General features: G+C 44.6%; 17 protein-coding genes. 11 read left to right on the plus strand and 6 right to left on the minus strand.

Annotated features, from left to right (window positions below; all coding sequences use genetic code 11):
* Positions 1 to 245: 245 nt before the first annotated feature.
* Both QW087_04340 and QW087_04345 read left to right on the plus strand, forming a co-directional pair.
* A complete protein-coding gene (locus QW087_04340; protein ID MEM2943948.1) occupies positions 246 to 1,880 on the plus strand; it encodes a radical SAM protein in 1,635 nt (544 codons plus the stop codon).
* Between the two features lie 78 nt (positions 1,881 to 1,958).
* Positions 1,959 to 3,005, plus strand: coding sequence for a DNA primase large subunit PriL (locus QW087_04345; GenBank protein ID MEM2943949.1), 1,047 nt, complete (start codon positions 1,959 to 1,961; stop codon positions 3,003 to 3,005).
* Between the two features lie 330 nt (positions 3,006 to 3,335).
* Here QW087_04345 and QW087_04350 read toward each other — a convergent pair whose 3' ends face one another.
* The 3 genes from QW087_04350 to truA form a co-directional block, all read right to left on the minus strand.
* Entirely contained in the window at positions 3,336 to 3,950 is a 615-nt protein-coding gene (locus QW087_04350) for a CDP-alcohol phosphatidyltransferase family protein (protein MEM2943950.1), read from the minus strand.
* A gap of 5 nt (positions 3,951 to 3,955) precedes the next feature.
* Positions 3,956 to 4,492, minus strand: coding sequence for an adenylate kinase family protein (locus tag QW087_04355; protein ID MEM2943951.1), 537 nt, complete (start codon positions 4,490 to 4,492; stop codon positions 3,956 to 3,958).
* A gap of 280 nt (positions 4,493 to 4,772) precedes the next feature.
* A complete protein-coding gene (gene truA, locus QW087_04360) occupies positions 4,773 to 5,621 on the minus strand; it encodes a tRNA pseudouridine(38-40) synthase TruA (protein ID MEM2943952.1) in 849 nt (282 codons plus the stop codon).
* Between truA and QW087_04365 the strand changes: the two genes are divergently transcribed.
* Positions 5,605 to 6,405: an RNA methyltransferase gene (locus tag QW087_04365; GenBank protein MEM2943953.1), complete on the plus strand. Its 801-nt coding sequence runs from the start codon at positions 5,605 to 5,607 to the stop codon at positions 6,403 to 6,405. The genes truA and QW087_04365 overlap by 17 nt on opposite strands.
* Positions 6,406 to 6,454: 49 nt before the next feature.
* Here the strand turns inward: QW087_04365 and ftsZ (QW087_04370) are convergent, their stop codons facing one another.
* Both ftsZ (QW087_04370) and QW087_04375 read right to left on the minus strand, forming a co-directional pair.
* Entirely contained in the window at positions 6,455 to 7,462 is a 1,008-nt protein-coding gene (gene ftsZ / locus QW087_04370) for a cell division protein FtsZ (GenBank protein MEM2943954.1), read from the minus strand.
* A 28-nt stretch (positions 7,463 to 7,490) separates the two neighbouring features.
* Positions 7,491 to 7,802 carry a ribbon-helix-helix domain-containing protein gene (locus QW087_04375; protein MEM2943955.1) on the minus strand — a complete coding sequence of 104 codons (312 nt, stop codon included), beginning with the start codon at positions 7,800 to 7,802 and terminating at the stop codon, positions 7,491 to 7,493.
* A gap of 421 nt (positions 7,803 to 8,223) precedes the next feature.
* Between QW087_04375 and QW087_04380 the strand changes: the two genes are divergently transcribed.
* Both QW087_04380 and QW087_04385 read left to right on the plus strand, forming a co-directional pair.
* Complete coding sequence (locus QW087_04380; GenBank protein ID MEM2943956.1) at positions 8,224 to 8,772, plus strand: TATA-box-binding protein; 549 nt, start codon at positions 8,224 to 8,226, stop codon at positions 8,770 to 8,772.
* Between the two features lie 9 nt (positions 8,773 to 8,781).
* Positions 8,782 to 9,621: a TatD family hydrolase gene (locus QW087_04385; GenBank protein MEM2943957.1), complete on the plus strand. Its 840-nt coding sequence runs from the start codon at positions 8,782 to 8,784 to the stop codon at positions 9,619 to 9,621.
* 114 nt (positions 9,622 to 9,735) lie between these two features.
* On the opposite strand, the gene QW087_04390 is transcribed toward QW087_04385, so the two are convergent.
* Positions 9,736 to 10,014: an acylphosphatase gene (locus QW087_04390; protein MEM2943958.1), complete on the minus strand. Its 279-nt coding sequence runs from the start codon at positions 10,012 to 10,014 to the stop codon at positions 9,736 to 9,738.
* 232 nt (positions 10,015 to 10,246) lie between these two features.
* On the opposite strand from QW087_04390, the gene ftsZ (QW087_04395) reads away from it, so the two are divergent.
* Genes ftsZ (QW087_04395) through QW087_04420 form a run of 6 tightly spaced genes read left to right on the plus strand, consistent with a single transcriptional unit; the run spans position 10,247 to position 14,749 of the window.
* Positions 10,247 to 11,356: a cell division protein FtsZ gene (ftsZ, locus tag QW087_04395; GenBank protein ID MEM2943959.1), complete on the plus strand. Its 1,110-nt coding sequence runs from the start codon at positions 10,247 to 10,249 to the stop codon at positions 11,354 to 11,356.
* 34 nt (positions 11,357 to 11,390) lie between these two features.
* Positions 11,391 to 11,606, plus strand: coding sequence for a protein translocase SEC61 complex subunit gamma (locus tag QW087_04400; protein ID MEM2943960.1), 216 nt, complete (start codon positions 11,391 to 11,393; stop codon positions 11,604 to 11,606).
* Positions 11,607 to 11,633: 27 nt separating this feature from the next.
* The gene (locus QW087_04405) at positions 11,634 to 12,515 is read left to right on the plus strand and encodes a transcription elongation factor Spt5 (protein ID MEM2943961.1); all 882 of its coding nucleotides are present in this window, start codon (positions 11,634 to 11,636) and stop codon (positions 12,513 to 12,515) included.
* Positions 12,516 to 12,532: 17 nt separating this feature from the next.
* Positions 12,533 to 13,012, plus strand: coding sequence for a 50S ribosomal protein L11 (locus tag QW087_04410; GenBank protein ID MEM2943962.1), 480 nt, complete (start codon positions 12,533 to 12,535; stop codon positions 13,010 to 13,012).
* Positions 13,013 to 13,039: 27 nt separating this feature from the next.
* Positions 13,040 to 13,741 (plus strand): 50S ribosomal protein L1, encoded by a 702-nt coding sequence (locus QW087_04415; protein MEM2943963.1) that lies wholly within the window; start codon positions 13,040 to 13,042, stop codon positions 13,739 to 13,741.
* Entirely contained in the window at positions 13,742 to 14,749 is a 1,008-nt protein-coding gene (locus QW087_04420) for a 50S ribosomal protein L10 (protein ID MEM2943964.1), read from the plus strand.
* Positions 14,750 to 14,753 lie beyond the last annotated feature (4 nt).

Consider the following 14,753-nt stretch of genomic DNA (forward strand, 5'->3'; position numbering starts at 1 on the left):
CGAATTTTTGTGGACAAAGCACTAAGTAGAATTGAATCATAGACCTCACTAAGTTCACCTTCAGCACAATATTACCATGCAGACAGTAATTTGCAGATTGCTATTGTAAGGTAAGGCGCCAATTTACCGATCATTATCATCGATCTGCTCAATATTAAGTTTCAATCTGATCAGTCGATGGATCCGAGGAACCTCATATAGATTAGAAGGAGAAACTTTATGGCTAAGAAACAGGTGGCAACGGAATGACAAAAATGAAGAAGAGGAGCGAGGTCGTCCTTATCATCGATGGCTTCATTGATGAGCCGTCCTCATTAGGCGTTCCCCCATACATATCACCACATGTCAGGGTCACAGCTGGTGCCGCACTCGATGCTGGCGCGTCAGTGACCTATATTACTATAGATGATTTGAGACGGGGAGTGAGGACTACCCCAGCGCACGTCAGTGTGTTCCTTGGCGGCGCATCAGTTCCGGGCAGATATCTTCGCGCTATGCCAGCATCGGCGGAAGAGATACGACGTTTCTCCGAAGGTCTCTTCGGATTTAGAATACTTGGCGGTCCAGCAACCTATGATGATAATTATGAGCAGCTGGGATCCTTTGACTTCATTGCAAAAAAGGATCCAGCTTCATGCGTTTACGATTTTTTGACGAGAGGAGAAGCATCAAATAGATGGCGCTCAAAAGAAGAGTGGAATAGATGGTTATTGAAGGGCGCAACTATTGTGACAAAGCATCCTGATTTTCCTCAACCCCTCATAGCTGACATTGAAAGTTACAGGGGATGTCTACGTTATAAGTCGGGGGGTTGCTCATTTTGCGTCGAGCCACTGAAAGGTGCGCCGCTTTTTAGAGAGCCTGAGGAGATCATCGAGGAGGTACGGGCGCTGCATGCCCTTGGGGTGAGAAATTTTAGAATCGGGGGGCAGACATGTTTCATTTCATACAAAGCGAGAATTAAGGGCAACTCGATTACATTGAATGAGACAGCGGTCCGAAAGCTTTTATCCGGAATTGCCCGCCTAAATGTCGATGTTCTACATCTGGATAACGCAAATCCTGCGGTGATAGCTGATCATCCTGACGACGCGAGAAAAATTCTCAAAACTATTGTCGAATACTGCACAAGCGGCAACATCCTTGCACTGGGTATGGAAAGCGCTGATCCGGTTGTGATCGAGCGAAACAATCTCAATGCGAATCCTGAGCAAGTTTTCGAGGCAATAAAACTGATCAATGAGATCGGAGGAGAAAGAGGGGAAACTGGTCTTCCAAAATTACTGCCAGGTCTAAATTTCATAATCGGGCTCGAAGGGGAAAGCAAGAAGACTCTACGGGATAATCTGGCATTCCTGAATAGGGTTCAAAAAAGCGGGCTTCTTATCAGGAGAATAAACATCAGGCAGGTCATGCCAATTAGGCGAAGTTTCAGAATGGGTATTAAGCATTCTGATTTCTTGAGATTCAAGGAAACGGTAAGAAAGGAAATCGATAGACCGATGCTGGAACGGCTTGTTCCAAAGGGGACAGTTCTTAAGAGAGTATTTCTTGAATTGAATGAAGGAAATAAAACATTCGGCAGGCAAATTGGTACGTACCCTCTGCTTGTAGGCTTTGAGTATCCTTTAGAGACTGGAAAATTCGTGGACGCAGTCGTCATAGGATGGGGATTCAGAAGCATTACAGCGGTTGAATTCCCATTTCCGATAAACAGCGCTTCGCTTACAGCAATACAGTCACTTCCATTAGTCGGTGAGAGAAGAGCCCTAAGAATCTGGAGGAAAAGACCCATTAGAGATACTGATGACTTAGCAAAAGCAATTGATGATCCTCTGGTAGCTATGCAACTTACGAAGATTGTTTCATTCGACGTTTGATGTTGCGGGTCAAAAGGAATCTTGCTCTTGACGTCCCCCGGAAACATGAAATAACAAAATGCCTTTGGATACATCGACATGGACGAATACAGACTTGCGAAGTTTCCGTTCCTTCGTGAAGCTGCTAGGTTCGTAAAAGAGGCCGGTGTCACGCTCGATAATGTCATGAACGATCCTGCGTTTGTCGAGGCTATTGCTCTGGGAAAGGCGCGAGTCGAAGACGCATTGCAATCAGGAATGATTGGTGAATTTCCAAAAACGTCGAGAGAGGAGTGTCTTCTTGAAATTTTGAGTTACCCTGTAGCAAGAATCATTGTATCATGCATAAACGACAGCTTCTTGATACACCGATATGCATTAGCCGAAGCAGTTACGATGAATAAGCGATTGAGTGATGAATCCGTCGAATCATTGACATCAATTGCGGATGAACTGGGGGTGAAGACCGCTGTTATTGATGAAAGTTTACGCATGCATTTCACTAGCTACCTTCGATATACTTCCAGAATAAGAAGCATCGATTGGAAACTCGTTAATACCGAGATACACGGAGGTTTCGTGTACCTCTCTAAACAACGATTCACGAGAATTCTTCAGCAAGCCCTTCAAGAAAGAATTGAGGATGAATTGCCGCTTGAGGTCAACGATGACATATTGAATAGATTTTCGACTATTATCTCTGAGATTCGTGAAATGGTGAACGCAAGGAAGAGTAAATACAGGGCAGAAGATTTCGGGAAGGTTAGTATAGTAAACTTTCCGCCTTGTATGAAAAGGTTTATAGGAATGGTACAAGCCGGAGAAAACATCCCTCATAGTGGAAGATTTGCTTTGACGGCTTTTCTTTATGGAATCGGGATGCAACGTGAGGAAATCCTTAAGTTATTTTCAACCTCACCAGATTTTGACCATTCGAAAACCTGGTATCAAATAGAACATATAACTGGTGAAATTTCAGGCACAGAATACACCCCTCCTGAATGCTCAACTATGAGGAGTTATGGGATTTGCTTCGATCCAGATGAGCTTTGCAAACGAGTCAAACATCCACTTGTTTATTACCGAAGGAAAACGCGAAAGAAGACTATCAATGGCGAGAAGCTAGTTCATACACAACCGCCGTAACGATGAGAGCTGATCTCAGAGATATCATCAAATATCACCTAATCCCGACGCATTTGTCTGAATCGATAGAATCTCTTCTCTTCCAAGATCGGCTTTTTCAAAACATTCCCCCTATTGAGTTTTGCGACTCTATCAACAATGGCTTCAAATTTTGCCAATTTTGATATAAGTCAGGCTTCCGCTTCAAATCGATGGCGCTATTCAAAATTACACTGTAAAGCTCGATCAACTTTTTAAGGCGAATTTCATAGAATGGAGAAGCTAAGATATCATCGACAGGAATGCCCCAGAGATAGCGATATTCTAATTCCAATAGGTTCTTCAATTGATTCACTTGATTTTTTTCCAAATTACATAGGCTCGTTGAATCGCAGTGATATTCCCAACTATTCCAAACCATAACATTACTATGTCAAATGTCGAGAAGGCAAACTCTTCAACAAAAATTGCAGCTATTCCCGATTGAATTAAAAGACACTGAATTAGTGGTGCAATAAACAGCAAAGCTCCTCTGTCGGCCCTCCCTAATAAGCCGCCGTAGAGTCTACCGACTCCAACTGCTTGAGCTTGTGTGCCCATATAACTCGTCAGCAACACACCAATTACGGCAAAAATGCCTATGTATGGATTACACCAACCACTGATACCAATTGCACCAACCATGAAAACATCGGCATATCGATCGAGCACGTGATCGACGAAATCTCCACTCTTCGACGCTTTGCCGGATATTCTTGCCACCTTTCCATCTAACGCGTCGAAAATGCCATTAAGCATTATCATCAAAGAAGAGGATAAGAGGAGGTGGTAAAACCAGTAACTGAAATATATCATAAGACCAGCAACAATCGCAAACAGGAGTGCTGTCCAAGATAACGCATTAGGATTGACCTTTTGAAAATACCTTGCTAGCGGATCGAGTAGGATTTCCGAATTTTTTCTCAATTTCTCTAGAACCAGTTTAGTACCTCCTCGCTCCAATCGATATTACCATATGCATACTTTTCCCTTTCTCCAGCTAAAATTTCAAGAACGCAAGTCGCCACCTCGTCTGGCGTCTTGGTGCTTGTATCTATTTCGAAAACGCTGTCTGATTGCTCCAAAGATTCAATGAGAATTACATCGCAGGCCTCAGCCTCAACATTTTCCAGTATTTTCTCCTCTTTCCAACCCAAATTGCGCAAGCGCTTTTCAAGAATCGACGGTTTGCACCTGAGTATGATGATTAATTCAAGCAGAGATGGATCGATTAAATGAGCAAGATGGCCTACGAGAATCGTGCCCTTATTTGAAATCGCCGATCGAACTGCTTCGCTTAATCCATCAATATCGATTTCAGCACTCCCGCGCTCCTCATCATACCCAGATATCAATCCAGCAGATCGTACGATTTGATCTATTTCGATAATATCATATCCCCTAGCTCGAAGTAGCGATGCGACCGATGTTTTTCCAGTCCCAGGTGTACCAGTTATTGCTATAACCACATCAACCAATTCATCATTTATATTAAAATTGTTTGCATAGTCATTGAATTATGAATTTACGCTTCACTTGATTCATTCTTGACAGTCCTGGATCACAACGAAACTATCAACTATAAAATCAGATTTATACCATCATTACCCATTGTGCCAGGAGAAGATTTCTCCTGGCTAGGGATAGTCCCCGGCGGCCTTCCCCAAACTCAATTCCATAGGCGGTTGGTTTCTTCACTCCAACTTAGCATTAGTATAAAAACTATGGTTGAGCATGCTACAAAAATCGTTAAGTATGCCGCTCGGAAGAGATTAGGCCGAACATTATTGATTGGAGAGTTTGTGCATTGACGCACGATACACTCTTCAAATGATCAAAAAAGAAACTTTGCACTTCAATCTCATTTCTCTTTCGAGCGAAATTCTTTAAGAATGGCATGGTGCATTGAATTTCGAAGCTAATGTCGTACTCGACATCCATTAGAACCAAATTCTCTGCTGGTGCCATTCCAAAATCAATCGCCTTTCCTGCCAACGCATCTTCAAGGTCTGCTATAGAAGATTTCCCTAACGAAACGGATATCATTGCGGAAACAATTTTCCTCACCATATTCCAAAGGAAGTCCCTGGCAAAAAAGTCAATAGAGAGATAGCCTTCATAGTCTTCTACGACGATCTTGTCGATTGTTCGCAACGTCTTTCTGCCATCGCGCCTGCAGAATTGCTTAAAATCATGCCTTCCTTCAAAAAGTGATGCACATTTCCTCATGAGATCGATATCGCAATCGAACTTTGGCACCAGATACTTGTACCATCGCCTCTTTGCTCTCCTTGGTGAAAAGTCTAAAGGTGCTCTAGCAATCGCATAAAAATATAAGTCTCCAGCTACAGAATTCATAGCCTTAAGCAGTTCATTTGCCCGAAATTCGGTATCGAATGCAAAAACATTTCCAAGGGCACTCACGCCACGATCTGTTCTACTTGCAGCCCTAAATCTAGATGTTTTTTCATCTGTGATCGCATTAATCGATTTAAGCGTTCTAATGACCTCCCCCTCCACGGTGCGGAGACCTGGTTGCCTCTGAGATCCAGCGAAAAGCCTCCCATCATAAGCAGTCTTGATGGCTGCTCTCCACACCACGACATCATTAAGTAAGCAAGGCGTAATAAGCTTTCCTGGAAGAACTATGCCACAGATTAGGGTAGTACTCGTTAATCCAAAGCACGACGGAAACATCGGAGCAGTAGCCCGTGTTATGGGTAATTTTGATTTAACCGACCTTTGGCTGGTGGAACCGTGTCAGATTACCGAGGAAGCGTACAAGAGGGCGAAGCACGCTGTTTACATACTCGAGTCAGCGAGTATCGTTAATAATCTGGATGATGCACTCAAAGGCTGTTCGCTTGTTGTCGGAACAAGCGGAATTTCAACGCCTAGCGAGAAGAATTTTCTTAGGTTGGCGTTGACTCCAAGAGATTTTTCCGAAAAGATCAAGGCTAATGAGGGGAGATTAGCACTTCTTTTCGGAAGGGAAGATTACGGTTTGTCGCAAGACGAGTTGAGAAGATGTGATATTTTAGTTCGCATTCCTACAAGTCAGCAATATCCGATTCTTAACATATCCCATGCGGCAGCAATAATCTTCTACGAAATTTTCCTAGCTGGCGTTCTATCCTCTCTGCCAACGCAGGCAAGCGAGGTTGAGAAAGAGAAGCTTTATGAGTTTTTCTCAGAACTACTAGACGCAATCGGTTATCCCGATTTCAGAAGAGAGCGAACCGAAGTAATGTTCAGAAGGCTGATTGGAAGAGCGGTTCCGACCCGCTGGGAGTTCTATACCCTCATGGGCGTGATAGGCGATGCCGTCAAACTGATCAAAGATAGAAAGACAGTACCATCGGAAGGAGACCAATTCCCATGATCTCCTTCGAATCGTATATTCCTTCATGATTATTATTCCATCAAACTCGCTAAGTCGTTAAAAGATGGCTGTTTAAGATTTCAATATCTGCAGCGCTTTCAATAGTTTCAATTCCGGTGATTATGGCGATGACTTTGATGATTCCTTCATATTCATCATCAACTCTTGCACCAAAAATCACATTTGCGTCCGGATCCAAGAATGCAGTAATACCCTCGACTACCCGCGTAACCCTTTTTAGCGTGAGATTGCTGCCACCTGTGATGTGAATCAGAGCACCAGTTGCATCGGTAAAATCGATATCGAGGAATGGATTGGACAATGCGTCCTTGACAACCGAATCAGGATCAGAATTCTCCCCATAGAGAACAGTCGATATACCGCCCTGCCTGAAGATCGACCTTAAATCAGAAAAATCAATGTTAATGAGGGATGGTTCGGTAATCGCCTCTGTAATTCCTTTGACAATTTCAGATATCAATTGATCCATAACACCAAAAGCCTGGTCGATAGGCAAATGCGGTACCATTTCCAGGAGTCGGTTATTGTCGAGAACTAAAAGTGTGTCAGAATAATTTGATAATTGCCGAAGTCCATGAGTTGCGATTTGGAGTCGCCGTCCTTCGCATTCGAACGGCATCGTAACTATTGAAAACACAAGCGATCCGTTCCTACGCGCCAGATCGGCCACGACCGGAGCAGAACCCGTACCAGTTCCACCGCCCATCGCTGCAACAACAAATGTCATATCTGCCCCGCATAAAATATCGTTGAGAGGCTCAAATGCGTTTTCGGCGCACACTCTACCCAGTTCTGGATCCCCACCTGTGCCAAATCCCTTTGTTAAACTCGATCCTATCAATAGCCTTCGATCCGCTTTGATTCTGGAAAGGTGTTTCCGATCGGTGTTGATGGCGGCTGTCTGAGCACCAGACAAGCCGAGCTCGTGTAATCTATTTATGGAGTTGCATCCACCTCCACCACATCCTATAACGAGAATTTTGAGAGGTCGAATATTTTCCTCAATTTCCTCGTTATTGATATATTCCCAAGTCATCGATCACCTCTCCAGTTTCCAGACGCCTTTACTTTATCTCCTCCATCGCTTTCGAAATCCTTCTCCTTACATATTCTCGAACGGCGTTTCTAATCGCATCATCAATTGAAACTGAGTCTCCCTCTCTTACAAGGTTTTCTAGATCGACTACGTTGCCCTTTGGCAATTCAACCGTGATGCGCTTGATATGTTCTGGTGTAAAATGCTTCTCGATTATCGCATCGATAGCTTCTCGAATAGCATCGGAAACTGTTGGATAAGATCCTTTTTTAACGAGTTCCTGCAGTGCTTTGAGTTTTTCTGCAGGAATCCTCACAGTGATCCTCTCAGTCTCGGTCATGACCTCGGCTCTTGCAAGAGTATATCGTCTGACGATTTTGTCTATATCGTCCGACGGATGTCATTATGCGAAAGTTCATATTTAAAGATTGGCAAAATCTAACTCATCCAAGGATGGGGTTACAAACGAAATATAAACTAACAATGTGATTTGTGCTTGATGTGCTTTCCATTAATGACATGATAACGATAGGTCCGGCGAAAAGCAAGCTTTGACATAGCAACAATCATAATTTGAGGGGTGAGCGATAGGACCCGCAGGTGACTGAAAGTATCATCATTGCAAAACCAATAAACGTTTAAGAGCAAACAACATGTAAAATCCAGATTAAAATACCATATATTAATAAATGAGAAAAATAAAAATTAGACCTAAGAATGTTTATTAAGGGGTATATAAATACCCGCTAAGGTGACTTTCAATGGCCAAAATTAAGATCGAGAACGTCGTGGCTTCGACCTCTCTTGGAGAAGAGCTGGATTTGCAGGCAATCGCACTTGCTCTAGAAGGTGCTGAGTACGAGCCAGAACAATTTCCCGGATTGATATACAGGCTGAAGGAACCCAAGACAGCTACCCTGCTTTTCAGAAGCGGAAAGGTCGTTTGCACCGGTGCAAAAAGCCTTGAGCACGTAAAAGTGGCAATAAGCAAAGTAGCCAAGCAAATAGAGAGAGCTGGCATAAAAATTAAGATGGAGCCCCAGATCGAGGTTCAGAACATTGTTGCATCATCCGATCTTGGCACCGAGATCAACCTAAACGCCATTGCAATTTCACTAGGTCTTGAAAAGGTTGAGTATGAACCAGAACAGTTCCCAGGTCTCGTTTACAGGATCGATGAACCAAAAGTCGTCGTTCTCCTTTTTGGCTCTGGAAAGCTCGTGTGTACTGGTGCAAGAAAGCCCGAGGATGTTGAGGCCGCTGTTAACAAGATCACAGAAGAATTGAGGGCGGCAGGCCTCCTACATTGAGTAGAACTCATGAGTTTTCCTATACTCGACAATCACATACATCTTCGGCCGTCTGGCAGGAATGTTTCCGCCTTGAAAGAGTTTCAAAGAGCGGGAGGAACACATGCAATTCTCGTGCATCTTCCCTATGAGGAAGTTACTATTGTAAATGAAACGGATTTCTGGCGGTCTTATGATATTACAATAAAAATGGCTCAAAGGGCCAGAAACGAAATTAGCGTTCGCATTGAAGCCGTCGTAGGTCCTTACCCTGTCCTGCTAACATCACTATCAGAAATTCACAGCCTGCGTAGAGCAGTGGAAATCATGAAAAGAGGCATGGAAATTGCCGCGGAACTTGTAAAAGAGCAGAAGGCCATCGGAATCGGGGAGATAGGTAGACCGCATTTCCACGTGTCGGAAGACATTAGGAATGCATCTAATGAGATCTTATTCTACGGGATGCAGCTTGCTTCCGATATAGGTTGCCCTGTTATCCTACATACTGAGAGTGCCACACCAGAGATCATGAAAGAGCTAGCTGAGATGGCGGATAAAGCAGGTCTTCCGCGCGAAAAAGTTGTCAAGCACTATTGCCCGCCGCTTGTGCTTCCGAGCGAGAACCACAACATTTTCCCTTCGATTCTGGCAAGCAGGTCTGCAATTATAGATGCGTTAAAGAAAGGAAGGCGCTTTGTGATGGAGACCGATTATCTTGATGATACGAAAAGACCAAGCGCGGTTATGTCAATTGTAACCGTTCCAAAGAGATGTCGCTCGTTTCTGCAGGCGGGCATATTCACAGAAGAAGATATCTGGGTCATTAATAAGGAAAATCCTGAAAAGATCTATGGGATCAGTATTGAGTAAAAATTAGCGCCAGCATGCAGTTTGAATATTTATCAGATTCCTGCATCATGATGTGAAACCGACTTACCATAAGATGTTGCTGTGAATTTTTAAAGACGACCATAAAAGACGAATTCAATCATATATTATCCTAAAATCATAGAATTCATTTCTGTAAGGCAACCACGTAATCTCAACAGAATCAACTTTAGCATAAGGATGCTCGTACCTCAGCTTTCGAATGACCTCTTCGATCTGTTCTTTTTTGCCCTCAAAAATAGCGAATACAGTTCCATCTGAGAGGTTTCTAACTCGACCATTGACGCTCAGTTCGTCGGCGAATTTCTTAGTATACGCCCTGAAATAAACTCCCTGGACCTTTCCAATAAATTTTACTTCCGCACGTGCAAACACGATGTCTAGAATTGCAGAAAATGAAAAATAAATTTCCTTTCCTCTATCGAAGCTTAGAGGAGCACATCTGTGCCTTTTGAACAGAATCCACCGCGATTGCCTTCAAATTGAGAATGATAGCACTTTGAAACGTTCCTTCGGTAAAACTTATAAACATGATTGGCACATAATAATGCTCAGGGATGCACGTTTCTGGGATGGGAGCGGGCATTGTAATATTGGAGGAATCGACATGAAACCAATCTTTGAAGGTGCCTCGGGGCAAGGCACCAGTGGCGCATCTGCCACCTCATCACCAAGCTTTACGCCAGGTCAGGATTCGGCAGATGCCGAACTGCTCGAAGTTCTGCAAAAATTGAGAACAAATATTACGATCATAGGAGTCGGAGGCGCTGGGTGCAACACAATTGCCAGGATATTCGATGAGGGGATATCCGGAGTGAATCTTTATGCAGCCAACACCGACGCTCAGCATTTGCTCACGCTTAGAGCTCCGCGAAAAATTCTTCTTGGTCGGAGGAGCACCAGAGGGCTTGGTGCTGGTGCACTGCCGCAAGTTGGAGAGGAGGCTGCGAGGGAGGCTGAAGAAGAGATCAGAAAGGCACTTGCCGATGCGCACCTTGTTTTCGTAACGGCGGGCATGGGCGGTGGAACCGGTACGGGGGGGATATCAGTAATCTCAGATATTGCAAAACAAATGGGTGCACTTACGGTGGCAGTTGTAACAACTCCTTTCAAAGGCGAGGGACGCCTAAGGATGGAAAATGCCGAATGGGGCCTCGAGCGCCTCAGGAATGTTGCTGATACTGTCATCGTTATTCCTAACGACAAGTTGCTTGAGTTGGTGCCTAGGCTTTCTCTCAATGCTGCATTCAAGGTCGCTGATGAAGTCCTCATGAGGGCGATCAAGGGCATTACCGAGCTCATTACAAAGCCTGGTCTTGTGAACTTAGATTTCAACGATTTGAGGACTATTATGAAGGGATCTGGTGTAGCGATGATTGGACTGGGCGAGGCGGAGGATGACGATCGCGCAGAGCAGGCTGTAAATGAGGCTATCAATTCGCCTCTCATCGATGTTGACATAAGCGGAGCGACAGGTGCTTTGATTAACGTCACTGGCGGAGAAGACATGACTGTTTCAGAGGCGGAAAAGGTAGCCGAGATTATCCAGTCAAAGATAAGCCCCAATGCAAGGATCATCTGGGGAGCGGTTATCGATCCGACTTTGCGGGATAAGATTCGTGTGATGGTCGTCATCACAGGAGTAAAATCGAAATACATTTTGGGGCCCAAAGAAGCGGCTCCTTCGAGAACTGTAGACGTTGATTTTATAAAGTAGAGGTCAATCACCCCTCAAAAAGAGTGCGTGTAAAATGGATATCATTGAAAAATCCTGGGAAGTCCAAAAATCAATAGAGGACCGGTTCAAACACCTTGGAAAGGGCAAATATGGGCGCGTCATTAAAATGGCTAGAAAGCCGTCCAGTGAGGAATATATTCGGATTATTCAAATCACTGGCTTGGGTCTGATCATCATAGGAGGGCTCGGCTTCCTTATCTACTGGATTATGTATTTGCTCACCGGTTAAAATACTAAGGAGAGGTTTTGAGTGGAAATGCTTGATAAAGAAATGAAAAATGAGGGGATCTCTACCGGCGAAGCAGGAAGGAATATCATGTTCATCGCCAAGAATGATGAAAAAAGACTTCCTGCTAGCGGTCAATCTAGCTGGAAAATCCAGCTGAAAACCGCTGATGCGAGTAAAAAGAAAGTAAAGATGAGACTAGTCATTGAGATTGGGGGAGAAACCGAAGGCGCTCCTGAGTGGAGCGTAAAGATTCTCGATGCTAGAGGAGTTCTCTGGGATAGTGATTCGCAGTTGCCACCTGAGATAGAGTTCATCATGGAAGGCAGCCAGGCAAAGGAACTTGAACTTGAGATCACTGCGCCGAAAGGTGCACGGTACAATGATTGGGTAAGAATCACTACGGAGGCTTTTGTTGATGGCGCACCAGACGATGTTGCGAGAATGAGCTTCTTTGCATCTGCAAGGCAATCGATCCTAGCTCTCAAGACCTCAATCGGACATGAAAGAAATGTTGCGGACAGCGTTGCTAGTAAGGCAAAGAGTGGTAAAGCAGGTATTTTTGCCATCCTCGCACCGTCCACTCTTCGCGGCTATGTTCTCATAGAGGGAATGAACACGGATCTCCTACGAGAGGCTGTCCGTGGTATAAGGCGCTCTCATGGGCTTGTTGAAGGGGAGACAGACTTTGGCGAAATTGATCACTTCCTTACGCCCAAACCGCTTGTGTCTGGCGTAATGGAGGGAGATGTTGTTGAGCTTGTGGCAGGTCCTTTTAAAGGAGAGAAGGCAAGAGTCAAGCAGATCGACGAGAGCAAGGAAGAAATCACGGTTGAACTATTCGAAGCAATGGTGCCCATTCCGATAACAGTTAGAGGAGATCACGTAAGAGTCATTGAGAAAGAACATTAGGTAATGAGGTGAATTGCATGGTTGAAACTGTGGAAGTGCTTGTTGATGGTGGAAAGGCTACGCCTGGACCTCCGATCGGTCCTGCACTAGGACCGCTTGGAGTAAATGTTATACAGATCGTAAACGCGATTAACCAAAAGACGAAGTCATTTGAGGGCATGAAAGTCCCTGTCAAGATCATCATTGATCCTAAGACAAAACAATTCGAGATATCCGTCGGAACGCCCCCAACTTCAGCTCTGATTTTGAAAGAAATAGGAGCTGAAAAGGGCTCTGGGTCGACGAAGGCTACGAAGGTGGGCAACATATCACTCGATCAGGCCATCAAAATCGCGAATATGAAGAGTGACTCTCTTTTGGGAAAGACCTTGAAAAAAAGAGTCCTAGAAGTCATCGGCGTGTGCGTCTCGATGGGTGTCACTGTGGAGAATCGCGATCCGAAAGAAATCCAGAAAGACATTATTGCAGGCAAGTTCGACGAAAAATTTGCAGAGTAAGGGGCATAAGATTTATAAAGAGATCGAGTGTTAAAGGAAGCCACCGCTGTAGGAGAGCACAGCTCGCTAGCACTACAGGAGGGCATTATATTGACCGATAAAACAATTGTCCAGGCTGTCAAGAAAGCGCTTGATAAAGCTAAGAAGCGTAATTTCAGAGAGACAGTCGACCTTTCTGTCAATCTCAAGGACGTTGACTTATCTGTACCTAAGAACAGGATTCAAGAGGATATCATACTCCCCCATGGTCGGGGTAAGGATGTGAAGATCTGCGTAATAGGCGGGGGGGAGTTAGCTCTAAAGGCAAAGAATGTTGCTGATCGTGTCATTACGCCAGAAGAGCTGGCAAAACTCGCTGATAACAAAAAAGAAGCGAAAAGGATTGCTGCTCAATATGACTATTTCATTGCTGAAGCGCCTCTCATGCCGACGATTGGTAAGCGCCTAGGTATGGTTTTGGCGCCTCGTGGAAAAATGCCAAGACCAATACCGCCGGGTGCCGATCCGAAACCAATGATCGAAAGCTTGCGAAAGACTATTTCTGTGAGAAGCAGAGACAAGAGAACGTTTCACGCACCAGTCGGCACAGTCGACATGACGCCCGAGCAGATAGCCGACAACATCGAGGAAGTTCTGAAGAGAGTTTCATCAAAGCTTGAGCGAGGCATGATGAATATAGGGTCCGCTTACGTGAAAACAACCATGGGACCTTCCGAGAAGGTGAAGTAAATGGCCAAGCAGGCTCACGTTGCTCAGTGGAAGAAAGAAGTCGTCGGCAATCTCGTTCAGATGATGAAGAAGAGCAAGGTCGTTGCGCTCGTAAGTATAAACCAGATTCCAGCCCCACAACTACAGCAAATCAAAAGACGATTGAGGGGAAAGGCAGAGATTGTAATGACTAGAAATACGCTGCTTAGCCTCGCTATCGAGGAAGCGTCTAAGGGGCAAAATGGGCTTCACGAACTTAAGAATATGATTTCTGGACAATGTGCGATGTTGACTACGAATATGAATGCCTTTAAACTCTTCCGAGAAATCGAGGCAACAAGAACAAAGGCAGCAGCGAAGCCCGGTGACATTTCTCCAGAGGATATCGTTATAAAGGAGGGCGAAACGCCATTCAAGCCCGGGCCAATCGTTGGGGAATTACAAAAAGCTGGGATACCTGCTGGCATAGAGGGCGGAAAGGTTGTCATTAAGAAAGAAAAAGTATTGGTTAAGAAAGGCGAAAAAATTCCTGAGGAAATCGCGAAAATCCTCCCAAAGCTTGAGATTTATCCAATGACTATCGGCCTCGAACTGCTTGGAGCATTCGAGGAAGGAGTGGTGTTCAAGAAGGACGATCTCAAGATCACCCCAGAAGAATTTGTATCGATGATTGTAACGGCAGCGAGGACTGCGATTAACCTCGGCGTTTACATAGCTTATACCACTCCACAAACAATTACACCTATCCTCGCAAGAGCCTATCGTGAAGGAGTTGCTTTGAGCATTGCAACGGCATTCCCGACGAAGGACAATATAAAGCTACTGCTTGCAAAAGCCGAAGCAAGCATGCTCGCACTCGCATCAAAGATTCCTGGTTTCGACGATGATCGAGTGCGACAAAAATTGGCAGTAACTTCCGCGGAAAAGAAGAGTGAGGTGCGGAAGAGCGAGGAGGATAGAGAGGAAAAGAAAGAAGAGAAGGCCAGCGAAGAAGAGGCCGCTGCTGGTCTTAGTGCCCTGTTCGGATAAATAG

This window comes from Methanomassiliicoccales archaeon (assembly GCA_038850735.1).
In the GTDB taxonomy this organism is placed as follows: Archaea; Thermoplasmatota; Thermoplasmata; order Methanomassiliicoccales; family JACIVX01; genus JACIVX01.

Coding starts and splice junctions, on each gene's coding strand:
- QW087_04340 (MEM2943948.1), top strand. CDS start 246: ATGACAAAAATGAAGAAGAGGAGCGAGGTCGTCCTTATCATCGATGGC.
- QW087_04345 (MEM2943949.1), top strand. CDS start 1,959: ATGGACGAATACAGACTTGCGAAGTTTCCGTTCCTTCGTGAAGCTGCT.
- QW087_04365 (MEM2943953.1), top strand. CDS start 5,605: ATGGCTGCTCTCCACACCACGACATCATTAAGTAAGCAAGGCGTAATA.
- ftsZ (MEM2943954.1), bottom strand. CDS start 7,462: ATGACTTGGGAATATATCAATAACGAGGAAATTGAGGAAAATATTCGA.
- QW087_04375 (MEM2943955.1), bottom strand. CDS start 7,802: ATGACCGAGACTGAGAGGATCACTGTGAGGATTCCTGCAGAAAAACTC.
- QW087_04380 (MEM2943956.1), top strand. CDS start 8,224: ATGGCCAAAATTAAGATCGAGAACGTCGTGGCTTCGACCTCTCTTGGA.
- QW087_04385 (MEM2943957.1), top strand. CDS start 8,782: ATGAGTTTTCCTATACTCGACAATCACATACATCTTCGGCCGTCTGGC.
- ftsZ (MEM2943959.1), top strand. CDS start 10,247: ATGAAACCAATCTTTGAAGGTGCCTCGGGGCAAGGCACCAGTGGCGCA.
- QW087_04400 (MEM2943960.1), top strand. CDS start 11,391: ATGGATATCATTGAAAAATCCTGGGAAGTCCAAAAATCAATAGAGGAC.
- QW087_04405 (MEM2943961.1), top strand. CDS start 11,634: ATGCTTGATAAAGAAATGAAAAATGAGGGGATCTCTACCGGCGAAGCA.
- QW087_04410 (MEM2943962.1), top strand. CDS start 12,533: ATGGTTGAAACTGTGGAAGTGCTTGTTGATGGTGGAAAGGCTACGCCT.
- QW087_04420 (MEM2943964.1), top strand. CDS start 13,742: ATGGCCAAGCAGGCTCACGTTGCTCAGTGGAAGAAAGAAGTCGTCGGC.